Genomic DNA, 18,906 nt, shown 5'->3' with positions numbered 1-18,906 from the left:
AAAACGCCGGCACCCGATAGGCTGAGTTACCGGCAAGCAGCCTGTGCATACAAGCTATTTCTTCCAGCACCTTCAACTGATGACCGAGCGTACACGTCGGCCGGCTTCAAAAAACAGCGCCCCGGCTACGCGCCGCCAAAGCGAAGCGTAACCGGGGCACCGGATGGCACAGCAGTAACAGCCGTTATTTCTGCTCGTTGAGGTCCCAGTTGTAGGTCATGAACGTGGGCTGGATTTCGGCATCCACTTTGGGGCCGGCCGAATACTTGTTGATGGTTTTCGAGAGCGTGTTGTCGTCTTTCTTGAAGTCGCCGGGGTAGAAGTCGAAGATGGACGATACCTGCGGGGCGTTGGCGGGCGTGAGCTTGTTCTTATTCGGGTTATTTATGAAATCGCGGGCCTGGTCGTCCAGCTGCTCCTGGAGGCGGCTGCCCGTGTATGCCTCGTTGCGCAGCTTGGGGCACGAGATGGCCGCGCACACCAGGGCAAAGTGGATGCGGTACTCGCCGCTGAACTTGCGCCGAATCAGGCGCTGCTCCAAATCGTTGAGGCTGTACTTGTCCTTGTCGTTGCCCAGGCGAATAAACTGCTGGTCCCACACTGTGTTCACCAGCGTTTTGTCGCCGCCCAGCTGGCGGATGCTTTTTACGGGGTAGCCGCGCAGCACCCGCTGAATGGTGAAGGCGTTGTAGGCGTTTATCCAGTAGGCAAGTTGGTCGTCTTTGTTCCACTGCTCGTTGGGCAGGTTGTTGCTCACGGTGGTGAGGTAGGTGCCCAGCGCGGTCGAATCGGCCAGGAAGGCGCGGTAGTTCACCATGCCCTGGGCGTCCACGTGCTTTTTGAGCAGGGCGTCATAGGGCACGTGGTCAACCGGCTTGGTGCCGGCCATCGTGGGGTCCAGTTGCTTGATGTAGCGCACGTACTTGCAGCTACCCATCAGGAGCGACGCCAGCAGCACCAGAGCCAGGACGGCCCGGCGCGAAGTTGATTGCGAGAAACGGTTAAACGTCATAAGGCAAGAGGCACTGAACAGCCAAAACAGAACCAGAATCGGTCCCGTCACAAACCTACGCAGCGAATATTAGTTTGGATGCTGCCACGGCTGTTCCTGACGGTTTAGGGGGGGCAGGCCGCACAATTTGCCTTGCTGAAAATCCAGCGAGTAACGTGGTCCGTATTGTCTTGGCGCTACGACCGAGTAGTTTCGCATTTCCGTCTAATTTCATCCTTCATGACTCCAAACACTACCCTTTTAGGGCGACTGTTTCCCGCAGTTGCCATCGTCTGTGCGCTGGCACCGGCCGCGTACGCGCAGAACGCCGCTTCCGGCCCGGTCACGGGCACCGTTACCGACGAGCAGCGCCAGCCCCTGGTCGGCGCCACGGTCGTGCTCAACCCCGGCAACCTCGGCACCACCACCGGCGCCGACGGGTCGTTTTCGCTCACCGCGCCGGCGGGCAGCTACACTGCCACGGTGTCGTACCTGGGCTATAAGATGGCTAACCAGGCCATCACCGTCACCGCCGGCGGTACCGCCACCCTCAATGCCTCGCTGGCCCGGGACCCCCTGCTGATGGACGGCGTGGTGGTTACCGGCAACTTCAACCCCCAGAGCAAGCTGGAAAGCTCCACGGCCGTCACCACGCTCAACGCCCGGCAGATTCAGAACCGCGTGTCGCGCGGCACCGCCGACCTGCTCATGGCCGTGCCCGGCTTCCGGGTAAACTCCGACGGCGGCGAGGCGGCCAACTCGGTCTCGCCCCGCGGCTTGCCGGTGAACGCGGAGTCGGGCTTCGGCTTCCTGCAATTGATGGAAGACGGCCTGCCCATTCTGGAGGTGGGTTCGCTCACGTTTGCCAAGTCCGACATTCACTTCCGCGTGGACGAGACCATTGACCGGCTGGAGGTGCTGCGCGGCGGCTCGGCGGGCCTGGCGGCCAACAACGCCCCCGGCGGCATCGTGAACTTCCTGAGCAAAACCGGCACCGGCGACAAGCTGCACGGCATTGTGCGCCTCACCGGCGGCGACCAGGGCTTCTACTCCGACCGTACCGGCCTGGCCCAGCTCGGCGGCCTGCAGCGCCTCGATGCCAACGTGGGCGGCCCCATCAAGGGCACGCCGCTGCGCTTCAATATCGGCGGCTTCTACCGCTACGACGTGGGCACGCGCTACGCCGGCTTCCCGGCCAACGTGGGCGGCGGCGTGAAAGCCAACGTGACCTACAACCTGAAAAACGGCTACGTGCGGCTCTACGGCAAGTACCTGAACGACAAGGTGGCCTACTACACCAGCATTCCCTACCAAAACCTGAACAACCCGCAGCAGATTCCCGGCGGGCCCGACCTGCGCCGCGGCACCATGGTTTCGCAGTTTCAGCAGATTACCACCATCCCGAACCCGTTCAACAACGGCCAGGGCGACCTCACCCGGGACTTGTCCAACGGCCAGCACACCCGCTACAAGGCCGTGTCGTCGGAGGTGTTCTTTGATTTGGGCAATGGCTTCACCCTCACCGACAACGCCCGCGTGCTCGACGCCAACCTGAGCACCGATGGCGTGTACGACATTCAGCCGCCCATTCCGGGCCTGGGCCTGGCGGCGCAGTACGCCGCGCTACGGCCGCTGGGCGCCGGTACGCCGGTGTTTACCTACGCCGACGACCCCTCCCGCACGCCCCTCGACATTGCCAACCTCAACGGCAACGGCCTGGTGAACCTCGCCGGCATTTTCCCCGACGACAAGCCCGCCACCAACGCCATCAACAACCTGAAGCTGCAGAAAACGCTGGGCAAGCACCAGCTCACCGGCGGCTTCTACGCCAGCCGCTACACCATTAAGGAGCGCCTGAGCTACAACCTGGTGGTGCAGGAAGTGGCCAACCGGCCGCGCCTGCTCAACATCACCATTCCCACGCAGGGAGCTTTGTTTGGCGGCCAGCCCATTGAGGTAACCAAAAACGGCTTCCTTTTCCAGAGCTTGGGCAGCGGCGTGCTCTTTAACTCCAGCAACACCACGCAGGTGCTGAGCTACTACGCCGGCAACCAGTGGCAGGCCACCGAGAAGCTGCGCTTCGACGGCGGCGTGCGCCTCGAAACCAGCCACGCCAAGGGCTTTGCGCCCAAGACGGCGGTGCTCAACAACCCCGACGCCCGATTCACGCCCTTCGTGGGCCCGCCCACGGCGGCCAACGGCTTCGGCGGCTCCAACGGCGGCCTCGACGGCCAGTACCGCACGTTCTACGATAACCGCTTCCTGCAGAACGTGAGCGACCTGCGTACCTGGGACTTCAACTTCAGCACCTTCAACTACTCGCTGGGCGCCAACTACAAGTTCTCGGACAAAGTGGCCACCTACGCGCGCTACAGCAATTCGGGCGTGGCCCCCACCAACGACCAGTTTGCCTACGGCGTGAACCCCCGCGACCAGAACGTGACCATTCGCGGTGAAGTGCAGCGCGTGCTGCAGGCCGAAGCCGGCATAAAAGTGGCCACCAGCAAGTTCAGCGCCGGCGTGGTGCCGTTCTATAGCCGCAACACCAACATCCCGTTCACTATCCAGACCTCGGGCTCCGACGGCAGCCTGACCCTGGTGCCCCAGCGTGGCAACGTGGACAACCTGGGCGTGGAAGTGGAGGCGGCCTACTCGCCGGTGGCCGGCCTCACCCTGCGCGGCATCGGCACGGTGCAGCGCCCCCGCTTCCTGGACTTCAACATTCAGGTGCCTTTCGACCCGCAAACCCCCGCCCGCACCGGCACCCAGGTCATTAACCTGAAGGGCAACAAGCTGGAAGACACCCCCGACGTGCTGCTGGAAGGCGGCGCCGACTACACCTACCGCGGCTTCAACCTGTTTGCCAACTACCGCTGGTTTGGCGAGCGGTTCGCCACCAAGCGCAACAACCTGTTGCTGCCCAGCTACGGCGTGCTCTTTGGCGGTATTGTGTACGACGTGACCACCGGCACCCTGAAAGGCGTGCAGGTGCGTGTGCAGGGCTCCAACCTGCTCAACACCATCGGTTTCGGAGATGCCGCCGCCCGCAATGGCGAAAACTTCTCGGCTGAATACCTCAACACCCGCGCCGCCAACGGCAAGACCATCGCCGAAAATTCCTTTAACCTGGTGCGGCCCATCCTGCCCCGCAACGTGACGGTGAGCGTGGCCTACTCGTTTTAGCGTCAAACAACCGAGTATAAAAAAGAGAACGTCATGCTGAGCGCAGTCGAAGCGTCTCTACCGCGAATAGTAACGGATTACCACTGCGGTAGAGATGCTTGACTGCGCTCAGCATGACGTTCAAAGCTTAAACAAAAAATCCCCGGCCAGTAGGCCAGGGATTTTTTGTTTAAGCACCGCACCAGCTACTCAATCACCGGGGCGCGCTCAAATACCTGGTTGCGGTCAAACAGGTAGCGGAAGGTGCCGTGGGTGCGCCAGATTTCGCCGCCGATGGTTTCGGCCACGCGCATCATCTTGGGGTTGAAGTCGCCAATCCAGTTCATCACGAAGTCCTCGTAGTGCACCTTGCTGGTGTCCTGCACGGTTTTGGAGGCGGCCAGGATGAAGGCCATTTCCAGGCCCTTGCGCTGGTGGTCGGGCACGATGCCGAAGGCGATGCCGGTCATGGTGCGCACGGCCCCGCGCCAGCGGTACCAGGCAAACTTGGCTTTGCCCCACCAGTTGAGGTTGCCGCCCACGTGCCGAAACAGCTCGTTGAGCTCGGGCAGGGCAATGAAGAAGCCCACCGGCTGGCCGTGGTAGTAGGCAAACCAGCAGATTTTCTCGTCGATGATGGGCCGCAGCTTGCGCATGATGTTGGCGGCTTGCTCGGCGGTCATTTCCTTCACGCCGTCGTGCTTCACCCAGGCCTTATTGTATATCTGGCGGAAGTCTTCGGCGTACTTGGCCAGGTTTGCCACGCGCAGGTGCTCGAAGCTGTAGTTGGGGTCCTCGAATAGCACCGAGGCCTTCTCCTGGTACTCGGGCGTGAGCGGCGCCGCTACCTTGCGGAAGTAGGTAAACTGGTTGAAATACAGTTGAAAGCCGAAGTTCTCCAGCAGGCGCCGGTAGTAGGGCTTGTTGTAGTTCTGGGTGTAGAGCGGCGGGCCGAAGTTATCAATCAGCAGGCCCCACCACTGGTCGCGGTCGCCGAAGTTGATGGGGCCGTCCATGGCCTGCATGCCCCGGCCCTGCAGCCACTCGCGGCAGCCGGTGAGCAGCGCATCGGCGGCGGTCTGGTCGTCCACGCAGTCGAAAAAGCCCATGCCGCCCGTGGGCTGAGCAAAGGTGTGGGCGGTGCGCTCGTTCACAAAGGCCGCCACCCGGCCCAGGGTCTTGCCCGCGCCATCCACCAGCAGCCACCGAATCAGCTCGCCGTGACGGAAATACTTGTTTCTCTCCCGGCTAAACACCGTTTCAATGTCCCAGTCCAGGGGCCGCACGTAGTTGGGGTCGCCGGCGTACAGCCGCACCGGAAACTCAATGAATTCGCGGGCCTGAGCGGGGGTCAATACTTCCAACAAGCGCATAGTCAGGGGCTAAATCAAGAAAAGAGTCGCAAGGTAACCGTCGCGGCGGGGCAACGCGCCACTGGCTTATCTACTCCCAACGTGTACCAGTGGATTTTCCAGCCGTGCCATGAAGCAGGGAGCAACCCGTTCAGGCGGGCGAGGCGGGACCTGGCTCAGAACCAGTCATTTTTTCCCGTTTGCCTTTTGCCCCTCAAGCGGGAATATCCTGACAGACATCAACAACTGCTTCAAGTAGTCTCAAAACGAATTTAGTAAACTCATCCCCGAGTGCGTTTACTTAAACTTTGAATGGTAGACTAATTTCTTAAACTTGCGTCACCCTTCAGCAGGTGTGGAGGCACCAAGTGCCGGGCTGCTGTTGGGCGTTCACCGAAAGGAGCATTTGATTGCTGCAACCAAATGGATATGCGAGCGGTCAGGGCTTTAGTCCTTCCTCGGTTTTACCTTAATTGGTAGCACCTTTACACAACCCCAACCACCATGAAAATACTGCTGGGTCTTTCTCTTTCCTTGGCGCTCCTGCTTACGGGGAGTGGGTGCACGGAAAAGACCGATGCAACGCCCACGGGACAAACGTGCAAGAACGAGCGTGTCTTGGAGGATTATCAAAATAGAGAAGCCGTTGTTACACTGACACAACTAGATACTTACTGCCTTATCGTTGATACAGCAGCCATAGCCAGAGGTAGCTACCGGCTGGAACATTACTTAGTGCCTGCTGTCCGTTTACCGTCGCAATACCAAGTGGAAGGATTGCGCGTGCGGCTCACGGGCCGTAAGAAAAGCTGTTATGGATTGACCACGTTCCCTAACTTAAGGAACATGTTTGGCTACAAGCTCGAGGTTGATAATATTCAATTCAAGGACAGGTAATTTCTCACTCGTTCACAAAAACGGTGGTTTTAACCCGCCTTTGGCAAACGACGGCGCAGCACGTAGTACGCCGCGCTATCGCCGTCATCGACGAGGAAGAAGGTGCTGGCCAGCTCCCAACCCTGAGCGTTCAGCCAGTTCAGTGCGTCCACGGCCGAATTAAACTCCACTGTCTGGCCGGCCGGGTCGCGAAACAGATTCTCGGAAAGTGGCTTTTGCTGCTGCCCGTAATCAATGGACACCACAACCCGGCCATTGAATTTCTCCCGCGCTTTCACCTGGCAGTATTCCTCCGTTCGACTGGCTTCTGTTGGACTTATTTTTTTGAGCAGCCGTTAGCTGGGTGCGTTGCCGGGCGGAGTGGTTCGCCATTTCAGGGGAAGCAGCTGCGGCACACGGGCCTGATAGCGCGCATAGGCCGCCCCGAACCGGGCCAGCAGCTTGCGTTCTTCGAGGCGCGTGCCCACCAGCACGTAGGCCACGTTACAGCCCACAAAAATGCTGCGAACATCCGAGGGAGCCAGCAGCCAGAACCCCGCCAGCCCCAGCAGCAGGCCCAGGTACAGCGGGTGGCGCACCAGCCGGTTGAGCCCCGCAATGCGCAGGGTGCCATCGGCGGCGGCGGTGCCGCGCCGCACGTAGGCCCAGCCTGCAAACTCGGCCAGGTCGTAGCCCCTCAGGGCGGCTATGCATACCAGCACGCCCAGCACTAGCAGTACGTAGCCCATGGCCATCACCAGCGGGCCGGGTGCAAAAAACAGCGTGGACGGCAGCTGGGTTTGGTAGCGCAGTATCAGCAGGAAGCCCCACACCGATACCTGGTTATAGGCCAGCCGGTAGAAGCGCACCGCGCGCGGGAACTGCCAGGCAGCAGCGCTTTTCACCCACGTGGTGGCCAGCAGGCTGTGCAGCGCGAAGTAAATGGTCCAATAAAAGGCAAGTAGCAGCATAAACCCAGTGTTAAAAGGCTTCGCCGATGCTGAAGTACACGCCGCTGGATTTGCCGGTGCCCACGCCGTAGTCGAGGCGCACGTTGAGGCGGTCGAGGCGGTTGAAGCGGAAGCGCAGGCCGGCGCCGCCCGCCACCTTCAGCCCGCCCTGGTCGAAATCGCTGAGGGTGTTGCCCACCTGGCCCACGCCACCAAAGAGCACGCCGTTGAAGCGGCCGAACAGCACCCGGCGCACTTCGGCCTGGGCGGCCACTAGCTGCCGGTCGCGGTAGCGGCCTTCGTAGAAGCCCCGCAGCAGGTTGGACCCGCCCAGGTTGGCCAGCTCCCGGAAGGGCACGTTGCCGCCCTGAAACTGCCCCACCAGCTGCAGGGCCAGAATGGTTTTGTTGTCGGTGGTCAGGGGCCGAAAATGGCGGGCATCGAGCAGGTATCGGCCAAAGCGGTAGTCGCTGCCCAGGGCCCCGCCGTTGAGCAGGGCCGACACTTCAAGGTAGTTGCCGCGGAAGGTGCTCAGCACATTGTCGCGGGCGTCGTAGAGCAGGGCCGGACCGAGGCCCGAGATGAAGGTGTTTTGCTGGTACTCACGGGCGGGGCGGTCGAAGAGCCGGCTGCGCAGTGGGTTCTCGTCGATGCCCTCGTTCAGCTGCACGTTGCGCAGGTCGGTGAGGCGGTACTGCAGGCCGGCAAACAGGCCCGGCGCCAGCCGCTTCAGCGCACGCTGATTGAAGATGAGGACTTTGTACTCAATAACCGACTTGTCCTCCAGCCGCGTTTTGGGCCCGAAGCCGTAGTAGTTAATCGGAAACTGATTGTAGAAGCTGACCTCGCCGGAGAAGAGATACCGCTCGCCCGGCGTGAACACGCTGTGCGTGAGCTGAATCAGGCTCTGCTTTTTCTGGGTGCGCCAGCCAACGAGCCGGGCGTTGGACTTGCGCGTGGTGGTATCGGTGCCCAGCCGGAACACCGGCAGCACGGCCAGCCCGTAGCCCAGGCCCGTTTCCGGCTGCGAAAACACAATGGGAAAGGGAATGAAGCTGGGCTTGTCGCGCTTGGGAGCCGCCGCCGGGGCGGGCGCAGGCATGGTGGGCGTTTCGGGTCCTGGGGTTTGGGCCAGCACTGCCAGCGGGCTACACACCAGCAACATCAACAACGGAAATAGACGCATAGCGAGCAAGGTAAGGCCGGTATCGGGTAGGCGAGCTACGTGCTGGGGCTGGTGGTTGGATTGAAATGCGAACAGCTACTCACTGAGGCCGGGACTACGTTAACTCAGCGCAAGTAGAGAAAGCCATGAGAACGAATACAGAACCGTCATGCTCAGCTGGCAGCCGCTTACTGAAACGGGCCTGTCATGCTGAGCCTGAGAAGCATCCTCTCACGCCACAACGAATTGTTCAGCGGTGAGAGGATGCTTCGCAGGCTCAGCATGACAGGCGTTTAAAACCCGAGACCCACGCGCAGGCCCGTGCCCAGCTTCTGCCCGCTTTGCAGGGCGGTGTAAAAATCAACCCGCACCACTTTGAAGATGTGCTCGATGCCCGCGCCCAGCTCCACGTAGTGGCCGGCTTGTTTGGTGGTGAGGTAGTTGACGGAGACTACCTCCTGCCATTTCAGCTTGCGCAGCAGCGGGATACTGTTGAGGAAGAAGCCGTTGAAGTGGTGGTCGTAGTGGGCTTCGAGGTAGGAGTTGTTGGTGCTGAAGCGGTAGTAGTCCAGCAGCTGGAAGTTGCTGAAGTTGCCGGCCAGGATGGTTTGATTACCCGAGAAGTGGCGGTAGTCCACGAAGGTCATGCCCTGCTGGCGGCCCACGAAGCCGCCCGCGCTCACGCGGTAGCTGCTGGTGCCCAGCAGGCCCAGCGGCACGTTGTCGCGCACGCCGGCTTGCAGCAGCAGGTAGCGCACGTCGGAGCCCAGCACGCCGGGCACGGCCAGGCGGCCCTGCAAGTTGAAGGTGGGGTACTTGGAGCCCAGATTGAACTTGCCATCGGGCCGGCTGATGTAGCGCTGGCCGGGCTTGAAGTCCAGCGACAGCCCCAGGGTGAGCACCTCGCTCTGGCCGAAATTGGTGTTGGGCAGCTCCTCGCTCACGGGCAGGTTGGGCGTGAACGCCCGGCCGCGCACATCGCGCAGCAGCTCGCTGGTGGTGTTGTACAGTTGGTGGCGGCTGAAGTAGGCCGCGCTGGCGTTTAGATTGAGGCCGTTGAGGGGCTCGGTGGCAAAGGAAACCTCCGCGCCCTCGCGGCGGTAAAGCTTGGCGTAGTTGCGGTTGGCCAGCAGGGTGTACACGCTGTTGATGGCGGGCGTGAGCTGCGAGTTGCGGTCAAAATTCTCGATGGTGCGGCCCACCGACAGCGAAACCCGCTGCACCTTGGCGGGGTGCAGCTGCCAGGCAATTTCCATACTGGGGTTCAGCTCCTTGCTGCTAAAGCCGTAGCGTAGCGTGGGCGTGAAGGTGAAGGAGCGCCGGTCGTCGGTGCGCTGCCGGAACACGGCCTGGGCATTGAGCACGCCCCCTTCCACGGTGTTGTACTGCACAATGCGCGAGAGCGGCAGCACCGATACCGTTTGCTTTTTGAAGCTGTTTTGGTACGTGTAGCCGCCCAGCAGCAGGTTGATGGGCTGGAACTCGTTCCGCTTGCGGTCAAGCGAGTCCTGGTAGGGGCGCGAGGCCCGAATGACTTCGGTGCTGTCCTTCACGGCATAGTCCTTCTGCTCCTCGGCGGTGAGAGGCACGGGGCGCACCTGGTCCCAGTAGGCGGAGTCGCGCTCGTTCACGCCCGCCTCAATGAGCTGCACCTGGCCGCGCGGCATCTGGGCCAGCACGTCGGTTTTGAGGGAGTCGCGCTGGGTCTGTTTCACCTGCTTGCGCACCTGGGCGCTGAGGCCGCGCAGGTCGGGCTTGCGCTTGCGGATTTGGGCGGCGGTTTCCTGGCCTACGGGGGCATCGTCTTTATCCGATGCGGGCGGTGGGGTGGCGGCCACGGGCGGCGTGCGGTAAGTGGGCACCACGTTGGCGTAGTTCGAAAGCACGGCCGTGATGTAGCCCGAACCCTTGAACCCCAGGCCCGAGAGTTTGGCCTGCACCTGCTGCGACTGCAGCAGCCAGACGTTGGCGTTGCCGGGCGCCGGGGCGTACTGCTGGGCAATGGTCAGCTCATCCACGTAGTCAATCTGCGCGTCCTTGTCGAGGTTCAGCGCCACGGAATGAATGCGCCACGACCCGTCCACGATGTAGATGAAGCCCGAGAAAACGGGGTCGGTGCGGCGGCGCGGCGTCACCCGAATTTTGTGCACCGTCACGCCCCCTTGCGGGGTGCTGCCCACCAGCTCGTATTTGTAAAACAGCATGGCGTTGCTGGCGATGGGCGACACAAAACCCCGCTCCGAAAAGCCCGGCTTGATGAGGTTATCGTAGAAACCCAGGTTGCGCCCCGCGCTGGCCCGGTTGAAACTCAGGCCCCGCGAGTCGCCGCTCACCCGGCTCGATATCATGCGCTCCTTCACCACGTTGGGCTGCGTGAAGCTGAAGTCGGACAGGCTCTCGGAGAGGTAGAAAATGCCTTTTTTGATGTCGGGACCGAGCTTGAACAGGCCCATGATTTTCTCCGGCGTGTCGTTGATGCGGCCCAGGCTTTTGATGTAGACGCGCGCCCGGTAGGAGGCCACCTCGCGCCGGTGATAGGCCCGCCACTGCTGGGCCTGCTGAATGATGGCGTAGGCCGGGTCGCGGTCGGTGGATTTCACCAGCACTTCGCCCAGGTTGTAGGACTCGGCCTGCAGCGTCACGTTCAACGCCAGCAGGGTATCGCCGCCCTGCACGCGCACCGGCTGAATCTGGGGCCGGTAGCCCACGTACTGAAACACCAGCTCGTATTGCCCCGCCGGCAGCCGCAGCTGAAACTGGCCCTGCTCGTTGGCCCCGGTGCTGGTGGAGGCGCCGCGCACGGCCACGTTGGCAAACGCCAGGCCCTCGTTGTTGGCCCCACGCACCGTGCCCTTAATGATGCCGGCCCAACTCAACGCTGGCAAGGCATTCAGCAGCAACACAAACCCAACGAGACGCAACGCAGTCAACAACATAAAAGCGGCAAATAGCAGAAAAAGGCTCGTCCAAGTTACGGGCCCATGCAGCAACAAATGCCAGCCAGGGCCATAAGGTTGCCTTGTGGATTGAAGCAATAGCACCGTTGTATACTGGGAGCTATCGGAAAAAGAAGCACAAGGTCACGCCAAAGGGGGAAAAAGGCTGTGCCGCTGAAAGTTGGGGCTAAACGCCCTAGCTGGATGTTTTACTCTATACTGTTGACAACACCCTACCGAGGCGGAACAGAATCCTCCCGCTGGGGCAAAGAGCTAGACAAGCCTTATCAGTACTGAAATAGCTCCTGCAACCGGTCGCAGACCGCTTGCGCCGTTGTTTTGGGCAGCACGCCTAAGCGGCGTACCAGGCGGGTCTTGTCCACCGAGCGGATGTGGTCGAGCGCGACTTGCCCCTCCTTGCTCTGGAAGGTGCAATCCACCCGGGAAGGATAGTCGCGCCGGGTGCTGGTCAGGGCCGCAATGGTCACCGTGCGCAGGTAGCGGTTCATCTCGTCGGGCGAGAGCACCACGCAGGGGCGGGCCTTGTTGATTTCGCTGCCTTGGGTCGGGTCGAGGTTGATGAGCCATACCTCGAAGCGTTGCACTGCTACCACTGCCATTCCGTTTCTTCAAAGGATTCGTCCGAAAATCCCTCCATCAGTGCGCCCTCTGGAGCTTGGCCCTGGGCAATGGCCTGCTGAAACTGCTCGTCCCAGCCCTGGCGGCGGGGCTTCACGACGGGCCTGATGAGTAAGCCCTCCGGCGTGGGCTGCAGGTCGACCTCACCGGTCAACTGGTACTGCTGCAGTAACTTCTTTGGCAGTACAATCCCTTGGGAATTGCCCACCCGAATCAGGCGCGTGTTCATGGCAGCAAATGTATGTACAATGTAATTACATTCACTAAATGCTGTTGGTTTCATTTGTTAGAACACAGCACCTCTATAGATGATAAAGGCTCTTCCTAGCCTTAATCAGAAAGATATAGACTGTTTAAATCAACGTTATTATAAACGCAGCAAACATCACCAGCCGGTCAGCGTCGTTCCAATTGCACATCGAAGCGGCCCTCGCTGACTTGCACGGTACGGCCACTGTTGTCGTCGGCCCGACCCGTGAAGGCAAAGGTGCCGGAGGCCACGCGGGCGGTGGTGTCGAAGCGGGTAATGGTAAGATGGCCGGTCGCCGTGGGCCCGGTCAGATAGTCCAAATCAGGGGTTTCATCAGTATTGATGAAGGCGCCGTATGCCGGATTGGCCGACGTGAGCTGCGGATTGGCCGGTTGGTCCAAAGCCAGGGTGCTCGGCCCCGTGATGTCCCGAACAAACAAATACACCAGTGAACCAAACCGCTTGGGTCGGGTATTCCGCATGAAGAGCATCGTGAGCGACACGCGCCCCTGTTCGCGCCGCTGCCAGTAGGCCACCATCGGCGGCCGGTTTCCGCCTTGCTGCACGGGGTCCCGGTAAGGCAGCCAAGCCTTGCCGTCCACCAGGCAGCCCATTTTGTTTAGCCCCTTTTGGGTGGCTTTGGGCAGGGCGTCCACCCCTTCTTTTTCACAGCTGCTCAGCGTGAGTGCCAGACTGAGCAGGGACAGAGCCATTTGTTTCATAACAGGGGAGCGTTTTGTGAGGCAGGCCCTTGGAAAAGGCGCTTAGAATTTGCAGTCGAACCGGCCCTCGGTGATGCGCGCGGTTTTTCCGCCCGGAATGGGCGTTCCGTTGCCCGTCAGCCCGCTCGTGACCTCGGCGGGCGTGAACTCGAAGGTGCCTGACACGATGCGGGCCACGGTATCGAGGCGGGTCACAACAAGGCGGCCCGGAGCGCCGGGCCCTGTCATTAGCTCTTGGTCCGGGGATGGCTTGTTGAAGTAAAAAGCCGCGTAGGCAATAGGCCCATTGAGGACGGACCGGTTGGCCGACTGGTCGAACGCAAAGGTGCCGGGCCCGGTAATGTCGGGCACGTACAGTTTCAGACTCGTTTCGCCATGCACGTGCGTCCGGTCGTCAATGTTCTTGGTCAGGGTAAGCTCCAGCGGGTGCCTCCCGCCCCGGACTTTGCGCCACAGGGCGTCAATGGCCGGTAGGGGGGTGCCGTTCATCATCTGGCCGTTGTGGCGGGGCACCCAGGTAAGGCCGTCTACGACGCAGCCGGCGGTATTCGCGCCGGTCTGGGTGGCGGCCGGCATCTTATCCTCGGGGACGGGCATGAGTTGCGAGTTACACCGGGTCAGGCCCAGCAAGGAGGCAAGCAGCAGAACGGGGGTAGAAAATTTCATGGGCAGACACGAAAATAGATTTACTTGAAACGGCTTGTAACAGGGCCAAGGTAAGCCGAAGCGTGTCTATTCATGCGCACAATTCATGGCTTGCCTTCCGGCTACCAATCATGGGAGTTGTTAAACGAACTAAGGGATAACCCTCCTATTCAAACGGCTTGCTCCAGCTTTTAGCTTGTCGTCCCTATATCGCACTTGGCGTGACCTGTGCTTCGTTTCCGGGGCGGGCCACTTCACGCCACCACCTCTTCGGCGGGCGGCAGCGCGGCGGCGCGGGCGTCTACGCGGTGGGTGTACCAGGCATTGAGGCCCACGCCCAGCAGCACCAGCGCCATACCCGCGTAGGCCAGCGGGCCGAAGGCTTCGGCAAAAAACACGTAGCCCAGGCCCAGGGCGTAGAACATGCCCAAGTAGTTGAGCGGGGCCACGCGGCTGAGGCGCTCCATCTGGTAGGCGCGCGTCATGGTGAGCTGGGCGCCCTGGGTGAAGATGCCACAGGCCAGCAGCCAGAGCCAGTCGGTGCCGTGCGGCGTGGTCCACTGGAAAAGGCAGGCCACCGCCGCCAGCGGCAGCGAAATCAGGGGGAAGTAGAACACAATTACCAACGGATGCTCCAGGCCGCGCAGCTTGCGAATGGCGTTGTAGCTCAAGCCCGACACAAAAGCCCCCAGCACCCCAATGGCCAGAAAGGCCAGCCCGCCCGTGGTTGCGGCACTGGTAGCCGAGATGGCCGGGCCGCCCTGCTGCACCAGCAGCACCCCGCCAAAGCTGAGCGCAAAAAACGCCCACTGCCAGCGCCGCACCGGCTCCCGCACCAGCCAGATGCCCAGCACGGCCGTAAAAATCGGGGCCAGGTACTGCACCGTCACGGCCGTGGCCAGCGGCAAATTTTGCAGCGCCAGAAAGTAGCAAATGAGCGCCAGCGCCCCGGTGCTGCCCCGACCAATGAGCAGGCGGTAATTATTGCCAAAGGGCGCTACGTGCAGCCGCCGCAAAGCCACGTAGCTGACCACAATGGAAAAGATGGACCGGAAGAAAATGATTTCGAGCGCGGGCAGGTGGTGCAGCTGCTTCACGCAGGCATTCATGCCCGCAAACAGCAAGGTGCTCAGCAGCATCTGGCGCACGCCGGGGGTCAGTTGCAGTTTCAAACAGCGGGGGGCATGGGCGCCGGAGTAATAATTGCACAAATGTGCGCTGGCTTGGGTAACGAAGTGCGGGGCGCATTGTTCAGGACTATTCCCTACTTGCTTCCCCTCTATGTTTAAAAGCCCCGACAAAACGCCCAAGCAGTATACCCCCGGCGAGGCCCTGCAAAAAATTGCCGCCTTTTGCGCCTACCAGGAGCGCACCCAGAAAGAAGTAGAGCAAAAGCTGCGGTCCTACGGCCTGGACGAGGACGAAGCCGGCGAAATCATCATCCGCCTGAGCCGCGAAAAGCTGCTGGATGAAGAGCGGTTTGCCCAGGCGTTTGTGCGGGGCCACTACCGCCACAAGAAGTGGGGCCGCCGCCGCATCCTGCAGGAGCTCAAGCAAAAAGGCCTCAGTGAGTACTGCATCAAATCGGGCATGAAAGAAATAGACGGCGAAGAATACTACCAGAACCTGGTGGACGTGATGGAGAAGAAAGACCGCCAGGAAAAAGAGAAAAACCCCAGGGTGCGCCGCATGAAAATCTCGCAGTACCTCACCGGCAAAGGCTACGAGCAGGACCTCATCAAAATGGCCCTCGACGACCTTGGCAAAGCACCGGAACACGACGAGTAGCGGCACCCTGCTGTGAAAAGCCCGGCTACGGGCGCCGGATTGCGCCAACGGTCGTAAGCAAGCGCCCTCAGCCGACGCTCCTTACCTTGCGCTGCAAAGTGCTTCGCGCCACCATTCCTTTATCTGTCAATGACTTTTCGAAAAAGCCTGGGGCAATTGCTGGGCATCCAGCCCGGTGAAGAAGCTGCCCAGGGCGACCTGCCAGCTCATGACGCGCCCGCATTGGTGGCCGCCCTCGGCCACCCGCGGCAGCACCGCGCCGCCGCCCAGTGCCTGGAGCAGTTGGGGCCGAGCGCAATTCCAGCGCTGGCTGCGGCCCTGCCTGCCGCCCTGGCCACGGCCGACGCGGCCCTGCTGCGCCGCATGGCCCAGGTAGCGGGACTCTTCGATACTCCGGGCAGCCGCCAGTTGATGGTGGAGCTGATTCGAAACGAAAACTTGTTTGCCCGGGCCGCGGCCCTGCGCGCCTCCACCCCCAAGCCCGAGCCGGCCGAGGCCGCCGTGTTTGAAACCGTGGTGCAGCGCGAGCTGCAATTGGCCCGGCAGCTGCTGCACGGCCAAGCCACTGCCCCGGTGGTCTTGGCCAAGGCCCTGGCTTACGAGTTGCAAGGCATCCAAAGCCGTCTGTTCGGGCTGCTTGTGCGCCTCTACTCTCCTCAGCTCATTGCCGAAGCGCAACGCAACGTGATGGCCCACGCGGCCCCCGAGCGCCAGGACACCGCGCTGGAACTGCTCAGCCACCTGATTCCGCAGCCGGTGTACCAATGCCTGCAAACGCTGCTCGGCACGGCGCCCCCCCTCGCCAAAGCGCGGGCCTTCGACCAGCTGCTGGGACCGCCGCCCACCGCCCTGCCCCCAGTGGCCGAACTGGTGGCTGTGCAGGGGCTGGCCGCTTTCGCCGACTGGACCCTGGCCCAGGCCCTGGAAGCCTGGAAGCCCACGGCCGCCACGGTGAAAGCCCTGCTCCCCCATTTGCGCGCTCAAAACCGGCTCGTGCGCGAAAGCGCCATTGCCGCGCTGCGTCGCCTGGCCGAAAACCAGCCCGTTGTACACCAAGCTTTGCTCCACCACTGGCCCCACGCGGCGCCTCCTTTTGCCATGCTAGCCGACTCCGATTCTGCCCGTGTTTCCGCCCTGGAGCGGATTCGCATCCTTCAAAATACGGCTCTATTTGCCGAAACACCCGAGCACGTTCTCAGCGCCATTGTGCCCATTATGAACGAGGTGGAATACGCTACTGACCAGCAAATTTTTGCCAAAGGCGACCACGGCGCGGCGCTGTTCATTTTGCACGAAGGACAGGTGGGAATCTTCAACGGCAACCTCCATCTGGCCACTTTCGGAGCCGGCGAATTTTTTGGCGAGTTGGCGCTGCTCGATGCCGAGCCCCGCTCGGCCACGGCGCGGACCCTGAAGCCGGTGCTGGCTCTCCGCCTCGACCAAGACGACTTTTACGACGTGATGGGGGACCGACCGGAGGTGCTGCGTAATATCCTGCGGGTGCTGTGCCAGCGCCTGCGCCGCCAAAACGAGAAGATGCAAGCCACAGCGTAGCCGTGGGCCACTCTTACTGCTTGGGGCTGGGTTTGGGCAACTGCATCTGTTGGCCCAATATCACCCGTCGGCCGGTGAGGGTACGCAGCAGCGGCACGAGAATCTGCTCGGCGTTGCGCTGGGTTTCGGCCAGAATGCCGGACTGCAGGGCGGCGTTGCGCACCTGCGCCTCGGCGTATTTGTAGCCTTCGTCTACCAGCTCGGCATCCTGAAACAGTCCGTTTTCGGTGCTGAACACGCGGCTTTGCTTGTGGTTGATTTGGAAGGTACACAGCTCGGGCGCGGGCAAGGACACGCGCACCACCGAGTCGCCTTCCAGTACCACGTCCTGCGGCTTCAGCTTGCGCAGGTCGATGCAGCCCACGGCTTCGCCGGCCACCACCAGCGCTATCTTCGACTCCGGCAAAAACCGGTAGGCGCGGCGCTTGTACTCCACCACGTCCTTGAAGCGGTAGCGCACCAATTCCAGCCGGCCCAGGGCCTCCACTTGCGTGAGCACGGTGTTGTGCGTCACTGTGACTTGCGGGTTGGGGTCGGCCAGGCCGGTCCAGGTGCTTAGCGTGGGGGCCACCTGGCGCCACAAAAACCACCCCAACCCCACCAGGAAAAGCAGCGGGAGCAGGCGGCGAAAAAGACGAATGATGTTCATATATGGTAAAGTACGGGTGCCACGCCGCGGCGTTGGGCCGGGCAGTGCCCTAGCTTTGCAACCCATGCATTTGCTTTCCCTGTTTCGTTTGCTCGGCCAGCGCCTGGGCCCGCACCACCCGGCGCTACTAGCAGGGCTGTGGGTGCTGGTGCAGCTGGCGTTTTTGGCGCAGTTCCGGGGCCCCCACTTTGTCAACGACAGCGGCCACTACCTCGGCTACGCCGCCGCCATAGCCGAGCACGGCCACTTCGGGCCGGGCCACACCCTGCGCTACATCCTCTACCCGCTGTTTCAGAGCTTCTGGCTGTGGCTGGGCCTGGGCTGGTGGGGCATCGTGGTGGGGCAAATGGCCGTTTCGGCGCTGGCCACGCGGGCCATCTACCGGGGCACCCGGCGGCTGGCGGACGGCCGGTGCGGCGCGGCAGCGCTGGCCACATTCCTCTTCATCACCTGGCCCGACATCCAGCGTTTCAACGTCTTTTTGCTCACCGAGTCGTTGTTTATCAGCCTGGTGGCGCTGTCCTTCGGTGCTTTCACCCGGGTGCGGCAGGGCCGGCGTAAGGACTGGGCGCTGCTGATTCTGGTGCTGATTTTAACGGCGCTGGCCCGGCCCAACGGCTTCATGGTGGCCCTGGCCGCTGGGCTGGCGGGCCTAGACGCCCTGCGGCGGCGCCCAAACCCGCGCCTGTGGCGCCTAGCGCTGCTGGTGCTGGTGCTGCTCTCGCCCCTGCTCTGGCGCCTGCTCAACCACCAGCTCGCCACCTATTATCTGATGGATACCTACCAGCGCGGCGAGCTTATTTTCCAGTACCAGCTCTGGGCGGTGCACCAGGCCCAGCCGCTGGATATGCCGGCGCCGGGCACCGGACCGGTGGCGCGGGTGGTGTATTTCGCCCTGCACAACCCCATCTATCTGGGTCGGTTGATGCTGGGCAAGCTGTTCGTTTTCATCAGCTACCTCAAGCCGCACTATTCGCTGGCGCACCGGGTGGTAGGCGTGGCCGTGCTGTGGCCCGCCTACGTGCTGGCGGCTCTGGCTACCCGGCGCGCTGGCATCTGGCGGCCCGGCCGGTTGTTCCTGGCCCGCATTTTCCTCCTGCAAACGGCCATCACTATGCTCACCGTCGACGACTGGGACGTACGGTTTCTAGCGCCGGTTCTGCCTCTGGTTTTTGTCATGGCCGCCTTGGAAGTGGAGCACTATTGGCGTGGTAGAGCAGCCTGATT

The 18,906-nt window shown here is 61.8% G+C and carries 17 protein-coding genes; 5 read left to right on the top strand and 12 right to left on the bottom strand.

What is annotated here, in order from left to right; translation table 11 throughout:
* Positions 1 to 184 precede the first annotated feature (184 nt).
* The gene (locus BEN48_RS06460; RefSeq protein ID WP_070733788.1) at positions 185 to 1,012 is read right to left on the bottom strand and encodes a DUF547 domain-containing protein; all 828 of its coding nucleotides are present in this window, start codon (positions 1,010 to 1,012) and stop codon (positions 185 to 187) included.
* A 219-nt stretch (positions 1,013 to 1,231) separates the two neighbouring features.
* Between BEN48_RS06460 and BEN48_RS06455 the strand changes: the two genes are divergently transcribed.
* Complete coding sequence (locus tag BEN48_RS06455; RefSeq protein ID WP_070733787.1) at positions 1,232 to 4,174, top strand: TonB-dependent receptor; 2,943 nt, start codon at positions 1,232 to 1,234, stop codon at positions 4,172 to 4,174.
* A 185-nt stretch (positions 4,175 to 4,359) separates the two neighbouring features.
* On the opposite strand, the gene BEN48_RS06450 is transcribed toward BEN48_RS06455, so the two are convergent.
* Complete coding sequence (locus BEN48_RS06450; RefSeq protein ID WP_070733786.1) at positions 4,360 to 5,526, bottom strand: hypothetical protein; 1,167 nt, start codon at positions 5,524 to 5,526, stop codon at positions 4,360 to 4,362.
* A gap of 483 nt (positions 5,527 to 6,009) precedes the next feature.
* Between BEN48_RS06450 and BEN48_RS06445 the strand changes: the two genes are divergently transcribed.
* A complete protein-coding gene (locus BEN48_RS06445) occupies positions 6,010 to 6,402 on the top strand; it encodes a hypothetical protein (RefSeq protein ID WP_070733785.1) in 393 nt (130 codons plus the stop codon).
* Between the two features lie 29 nt (positions 6,403 to 6,431).
* On the opposite strand, the gene BEN48_RS06440 is transcribed toward BEN48_RS06445, so the two are convergent.
* The 9 genes from BEN48_RS06440 to BEN48_RS06400 form a co-directional block, all read right to left on the bottom strand.
* Positions 6,432 to 6,644, bottom strand: a complete 213-nt coding sequence (locus BEN48_RS06440) for a hypothetical protein (RefSeq protein ID WP_125932505.1) — start codon at positions 6,642 to 6,644, stop codon at positions 6,432 to 6,434.
* Between the two features lie 93 nt (positions 6,645 to 6,737).
* Positions 6,738 to 7,352: a methyltransferase family protein gene (locus BEN48_RS06435; RefSeq protein ID WP_070733783.1), complete on the bottom strand. Its 615-nt coding sequence runs from the start codon at positions 7,350 to 7,352 to the stop codon at positions 6,738 to 6,740.
* A gap of 10 nt (positions 7,353 to 7,362) precedes the next feature.
* Positions 7,363 to 8,517, bottom strand: a complete 1,155-nt coding sequence (locus BEN48_RS06430) for a BamA/TamA family outer membrane protein (protein WP_083320824.1) — start codon at positions 8,515 to 8,517, stop codon at positions 7,363 to 7,365.
* A 272-nt stretch (positions 8,518 to 8,789) separates the two neighbouring features.
* Positions 8,790 to 11,432, bottom strand: coding sequence for a DUF5686 and carboxypeptidase regulatory-like domain-containing protein (locus BEN48_RS06425; protein ID WP_083320823.1), 2,643 nt, complete (start codon positions 11,430 to 11,432; stop codon positions 8,790 to 8,792).
* 287 nt (positions 11,433 to 11,719) lie between these two features.
* Positions 11,720 to 12,052: a type II toxin-antitoxin system PemK/MazF family toxin gene (locus BEN48_RS06420; RefSeq protein ID WP_070733781.1), complete on the bottom strand. Its 333-nt coding sequence runs from the start codon at positions 12,050 to 12,052 to the stop codon at positions 11,720 to 11,722.
* Complete coding sequence (locus tag BEN48_RS06415; RefSeq protein ID WP_070733780.1) at positions 12,040 to 12,300, bottom strand: AbrB/MazE/SpoVT family DNA-binding domain-containing protein; 261 nt, start codon at positions 12,298 to 12,300, stop codon at positions 12,040 to 12,042. Before BEN48_RS06415 ends, BEN48_RS06420 begins: the two co-directional genes overlap by 13 nt.
* Before the next feature lie 167 nt (positions 12,301 to 12,467).
* Positions 12,468 to 13,043 (bottom strand): hypothetical protein, encoded by a 576-nt coding sequence (locus BEN48_RS06410; protein WP_070733779.1) that lies wholly within the window; start codon positions 13,041 to 13,043, stop codon positions 12,468 to 12,470.
* 42 nt (positions 13,044 to 13,085) lie between these two features.
* The gene (locus BEN48_RS06405; RefSeq protein ID WP_070733778.1) at positions 13,086 to 13,709 is read right to left on the bottom strand and encodes a hypothetical protein; all 624 of its coding nucleotides are present in this window, start codon (positions 13,707 to 13,709) and stop codon (positions 13,086 to 13,088) included.
* 233 nt (positions 13,710 to 13,942) lie between these two features.
* Positions 13,943 to 14,860, bottom strand: coding sequence for a DMT family transporter (locus BEN48_RS06400; RefSeq protein ID WP_241502196.1), 918 nt, complete (start codon positions 14,858 to 14,860; stop codon positions 13,943 to 13,945).
* Positions 14,861 to 14,969: 109 nt separating this feature from the next.
* Between BEN48_RS06400 and BEN48_RS06395 the strand changes: the two genes are divergently transcribed.
* Both BEN48_RS06395 and BEN48_RS06390 read left to right on the top strand, forming a co-directional pair.
* Positions 14,970 to 15,476, top strand: a complete 507-nt coding sequence (locus BEN48_RS06395; RefSeq protein WP_070733777.1) for a regulatory protein RecX — start codon at positions 14,970 to 14,972, stop codon at positions 15,474 to 15,476.
* A gap of 129 nt (positions 15,477 to 15,605) precedes the next feature.
* Positions 15,606 to 17,030 carry a Crp/Fnr family transcriptional regulator gene (locus BEN48_RS06390; protein ID WP_070733776.1) on the top strand — a complete coding sequence of 475 codons (1,425 nt, stop codon included), beginning with the start codon at positions 15,606 to 15,608 and terminating at the stop codon, positions 17,028 to 17,030.
* A 13-nt stretch (positions 17,031 to 17,043) separates the two neighbouring features.
* Here the strand turns inward: BEN48_RS06390 and BEN48_RS06385 are convergent, their stop codons facing one another.
* Positions 17,044 to 17,679, bottom strand: coding sequence for a DUF4230 domain-containing protein (locus BEN48_RS06385; RefSeq protein ID WP_070733775.1), 636 nt, complete (start codon positions 17,677 to 17,679; stop codon positions 17,044 to 17,046).
* Between the two features lie 64 nt (positions 17,680 to 17,743).
* Between BEN48_RS06385 and BEN48_RS06380 the strand changes: the two genes are divergently transcribed.
* Entirely contained in the window at positions 17,744 to 18,904 is a 1,161-nt protein-coding gene (locus BEN48_RS06380) for a hypothetical protein (protein ID WP_070733774.1), read from the top strand.
* Positions 18,905 to 18,906 lie beyond the last annotated feature (2 nt).

Origin of the sequence: Hymenobacter glacialis, assembly GCF_001816165.1 — a bacterium.
Taxonomy (GTDB): Bacteria; Bacteroidota; Bacteroidia; order Cytophagales; family Hymenobacteraceae; genus Hymenobacter; species Hymenobacter glacialis.
Note: the sequence above shows the minus strand (reverse complement) of the source record. Positions and strands in the feature narration are given on the sequence as shown.

Excerpts from the sequence above, each read along its gene's own strand:
- BEN48_RS06460 (WP_070733788.1), bottom strand. The coding sequence starts at position 1,012 with ATGACGTTTAACCGTTTCTCGCAATCAACTTCGCGCCGGGCCGTCCTG.
- BEN48_RS06455 (WP_070733787.1), top strand. The coding sequence starts at position 1,232 with ATGACTCCAAACACTACCCTTTTAGGGCGACTGTTTCCCGCAGTTGCC.
- BEN48_RS06450 (WP_070733786.1), bottom strand. The coding sequence starts at position 5,526 with ATGCGCTTGTTGGAAGTATTGACCCCCGCTCAGGCCCGCGAATTCATT.
- BEN48_RS06445 (WP_070733785.1), top strand. The coding sequence starts at position 6,010 with ATGAAAATACTGCTGGGTCTTTCTCTTTCCTTGGCGCTCCTGCTTACG.
- BEN48_RS06435 (WP_070733783.1), bottom strand. The coding sequence starts at position 7,352 with ATGCTGCTACTTGCCTTTTATTGGACCATTTACTTCGCGCTGCACAGC.
- BEN48_RS06430 (WP_083320824.1), bottom strand. The coding sequence starts at position 8,517 with ATGCGTCTATTTCCGTTGTTGATGTTGCTGGTGTGTAGCCCGCTGGCA.
- BEN48_RS06425 (WP_083320823.1), bottom strand. The coding sequence starts at position 11,432 with ATGTTGTTGACTGCGTTGCGTCTCGTTGGGTTTGTGTTGCTGCTGAAT.
- BEN48_RS06420 (WP_070733781.1), bottom strand. The coding sequence starts at position 12,052 with ATGGCAGTGGTAGCAGTGCAACGCTTCGAGGTATGGCTCATCAACCTC.
- BEN48_RS06415 (WP_070733780.1), bottom strand. The coding sequence starts at position 12,300 with ATGAACACGCGCCTGATTCGGGTGGGCAATTCCCAAGGGATTGTACTG.
- BEN48_RS06410 (WP_070733779.1), bottom strand. The coding sequence starts at position 13,043 with ATGAAACAAATGGCTCTGTCCCTGCTCAGTCTGGCACTCACGCTGAGC.
- BEN48_RS06405 (WP_070733778.1), bottom strand. The coding sequence starts at position 13,709 with ATGAAATTTTCTACCCCCGTTCTGCTGCTTGCCTCCTTGCTGGGCCTG.
- BEN48_RS06395 (WP_070733777.1), top strand. The coding sequence starts at position 14,970 with ATGTTTAAAAGCCCCGACAAAACGCCCAAGCAGTATACCCCCGGCGAG.
- BEN48_RS06390 (WP_070733776.1), top strand. The coding sequence starts at position 15,606 with ATGACTTTTCGAAAAAGCCTGGGGCAATTGCTGGGCATCCAGCCCGGT.
- BEN48_RS06385 (WP_070733775.1), bottom strand. The coding sequence starts at position 17,679 with ATGAACATCATTCGTCTTTTTCGCCGCCTGCTCCCGCTGCTTTTCCTG.
- BEN48_RS06380 (WP_070733774.1), top strand. The coding sequence starts at position 17,744 with ATGCATTTGCTTTCCCTGTTTCGTTTGCTCGGCCAGCGCCTGGGCCCG.